This is a genomic window from Rubrivirga litoralis (assembly GCF_031846415.1).
GTDB classification, from domain to species: domain Bacteria; phylum Bacteroidota; class Rhodothermia; order Rhodothermales; family Rubricoccaceae; genus Rubrivirga; species Rubrivirga litoralis.
Genome location: NZ_JAVRHT010000075.1, coordinates 1 through 2,937, shown reverse-complemented (window position 1 = coordinate 2,937; position 2,937 = coordinate 1). Strand labels below are relative to the sequence as shown.

The 2,937-nt window shown below is 73.1% G+C and carries 3 protein-coding genes; all 3 read left to right on the top strand.

All coding sequences use genetic code 11. The annotated features are described in order from the left end of the window. Positions 1-954 (top strand): peptidase associated/transthyretin-like domain-containing protein (locus RM540_RS16145; RefSeq protein ID WP_311666033.1); only part of this gene is annotated, 954 nt, incomplete at its 5' end. A 12-nt stretch (positions 955-966) separates the two neighbouring features. Beyond that, positions 967-1,791 (top strand): carboxypeptidase-like regulatory domain-containing protein, encoded by an 825-nt coding sequence (locus RM540_RS16140; RefSeq protein ID WP_311666031.1) that lies wholly within the window; start codon positions 967-969, stop codon positions 1,789-1,791. Positions 1,792-2,452: 661 nt separating this feature from the next. Continuing rightward, a partial coding sequence (locus RM540_RS16135) for an MFS transporter (RefSeq protein WP_432280813.1) occupies positions 2,453-2,937 on the top strand: 485 nt, incomplete at its 3' end.

Here is a 2,937-nt window from a genome sequence, read left to right as displayed (position 1 = left end):
GAGATCGCCGGCGTCCCGGCCGGCGAGCACGAGCTCGTCGCCACGTTCGTCGGGTACGCCCCGGGCGTCCGCCGCGTGCGGGGCGGGGCGGTCGTCGACGTCCGGCTCCGGCCCCGGGCCGAGGCGCTGGGCGACGTGACGGTCGAGGCCGACCGCTCGGCGTGGCTCCGCCAGCTCGCCGCGTTCGAGCAAGCGCTCGTCGGCGAGTCCGAGGACGCCCGAGCTGTCCGGCTCCTCAACCCCGAGGTCCTCTCGTTCGACGTCTCGGACGACGGGCTCCTCCGCGCCCGATCCGAGGCCCCGCTCGTCGTCGAGAACCGGGCGCTCGGCTACCGCGTGGCCTACGACCTGACCACGTTCGAACTCCTCGGCGACGCCGTCGCGTTCCACGGCTACGCCCGGTTCGAGCCGCTCGACGCCCGCGACGACGCCGAGCGAGCGCGGTGGGACGCGGCGCGGCGGCGGGCCTACGCCGGGTCGTTCGCCCACTTTGTCCACGCGCTCGCGGCCGACCGGCTTGGGCGGAGCGGGTTCCGGGTGTACCGCACGAACGCGCGCCACCGGCTGCCGCCGTCCCGGTCGACGGGCGAGCACCGCCTCGACCGGGTCGAACGCGCGGCCGACGTGCTCCGCCCGCTGGGTCCCGGCCTCGCCACGCTCACGGCGGACCCCGCCCTCTACCTCCGGGTCGACTACACGGGCGAGAGCGAGGAGCGGGCTTACCGGCAGAACGAGAACCGCTCGGTCGACCCCCGGACGGCCCGCCGCCGCTCGGGCGACCAGATCTCGTGGATCGAGACGCCGGGCGGCGAGGCCCGCGTCGACCTCCGCACGGGCGGGCTCGCGGGGGCGGGGCGGGGCGTCTCGCCGCTCGACGTGAGCGGGTACTGGTGGTGGGACGAGCGGGCCGCCCGCTGGCTCCCCGCCGACTACCGCCCCGCCGCCGATTTCTAGCCACCCCGCCCGATGCGCCGTCTCCTCCCCGCCCTCGCCGTCTTGCTCCTGTGCGCCGACGCCTCGGCGCAGCGCGTGGTGGGCGTGGTGACGTCGGGCGACGCCGCCGTGCCCGGCGCGACGGTCCGGCTCGTCTCGGGCGCCGACACGGTCGCCGCGACGGCGGCCGACGCCGACGGGCGGTTCCTCATCCGCGCGCCCGGGGCGGGGCGGTACCGGCTCGTGGTCACGGCCGTCGGGTACGGGCCGGCCACGGGCGAGCCGTTCGCGCTGAGCGCCGACGCTTCGCAGGTGGTCGACGTTGATCTCCGCCCGGCCGTGGGCGACCTGGGCGGGGTGGCGGTCGAGGCGGGGCGGCGGACGCCGGCGCAGACGCTGAACGGCGTCGGGTTCTACGAGCGCCGCGACCGGGGGATGGGCCGCTTTTTCGACCGGCGCCAGATCGAGGACCGCCGGCCCCGAAAGCTGACGGACCTGTTCGCGGTGCTGCCGGGCTTCGTCCCGCTCCCCCAGGAGGGCGACGTCCGTATCTCCTCGATCAACTCCATCGTGCGCGGGACGAACTGCCGCCCAACGATCGTCGTCGACGGGACTGTCCTCCGGTCGTTCGGGGACCCCATCGGGTCCGGGAGCGGACTGCCGACGAACCCGCTCTTCAACCTCGACGCCGCGCTCGGCATTGACCAAGTCGAGGCGGTCGAGGCGTACGCCCACAACGGCATCCCGGCCCAGTACGGCGGGACGATGAGCCCGTGCGGGGCCGTCCTCATCTGGACCCGCTCCTACGCCGAGGCCGCCGACCCGGGCGACTCCGTCGCGCGGCCGCCTGGCCAGTAGCCGTCCGCCCCGCCCCGCCCAAGGCGTAGGCCGCTGCCCCGCTGGCACCGGGCGCCCTCCGTAAAGCGGCAGCGACTGCGACGAGCAGGGCGACAAGGGAGAGTGATCCGGCCAAGGCACAGGGCGTGGCCTCGACAAGGGGCGCAAACGGACGGAAAAAGGCGGACTCGCAAGAGGGGAGGTCAGACCCACGCTCCACCCCGCCCCCGGCGTACGTCGGGCGGGGCGGGAGCTTGCGCGGTCTGGCCTCACATCAAGTCTGGGGCCGAGGCGTGTGGCAGCCCGGAGCCGGCAGGCTGGGGGGTGGGGGGGGCCTCCCGATCAGCAGCTCCGGCTCTTGGGGCGGCCTCTGTGCGGCAGAAGGACAGTCCATCGTGCGATTCCAGTCTGGTTCTGCAGAACGGCTACGTACGGCTACGTGAGGTACGGCCCCACGGCGGCCATCGGCAGAGGCCCACGTGTGAAGGGGGACCGGCCCAGTACTACGACGGCCGCGAAAGACAGACATTGGTCAGGAGTCGGCCCCGCCGCACTCCTCCGTACCGTCCTCGTCCCGCTCGCCAGGCGCTGAGCAGGCGTTCGCGCTCCTCCATCGACCGACGTGTCTACGACTTCTCCCTCCAGCGAACGGCAGACGTTCTCCTGGTTCGTCTTCGGCCTGATGGCCAGCGTCACCTTTGTCGGGATCCTGTCCGAACTGGTGCCGTCGGGCATCCTGCCGCAGATGACCGAGGGGCTGGGCGTCGAGGAGAACGACGTCGGCTTCCTCGTCGGCATCTACGCGCTGGCGTCCGCCATTGCCGCCATCCCGCTGGTCAGCGCGACGCTGTCGTTCAACCGGAAGACGCTGCTGCTGATGCTGCTGGTCGGGTTCTCGGCGTCCAACGTCGTCGTCGGGCTCGTGTCGTCGTACGGGGTCATCCTCGCGTGCCGCGTCGTCGGCGGCATCTGCGCGGGCGTGATGTGGCCGATGATCGCGGCCTACGGCACGCGACTGGTCCCGGAGAACATGGACGGCAAGGCCATCACGGTCATCATGTCGGGGAACACGCTGGGCATCAGCATCGGCTTGCCGGCGATGACGACGATCGGCCTCACGTTCGGCTGGCGGAGCGTCTTCCTGGTGCTGGGTGCGGTCACGGCCCT

What these genes read in the sequence shown, in the direction of transcription:
- RM540_RS16140 (WP_311666031.1), top strand. Translation starts at nt 967, where the DNA reads ATGCGCCGTCTCCTCCCCGCCCTCGCCGTCTTGCTCCTGTGCGCCGAC.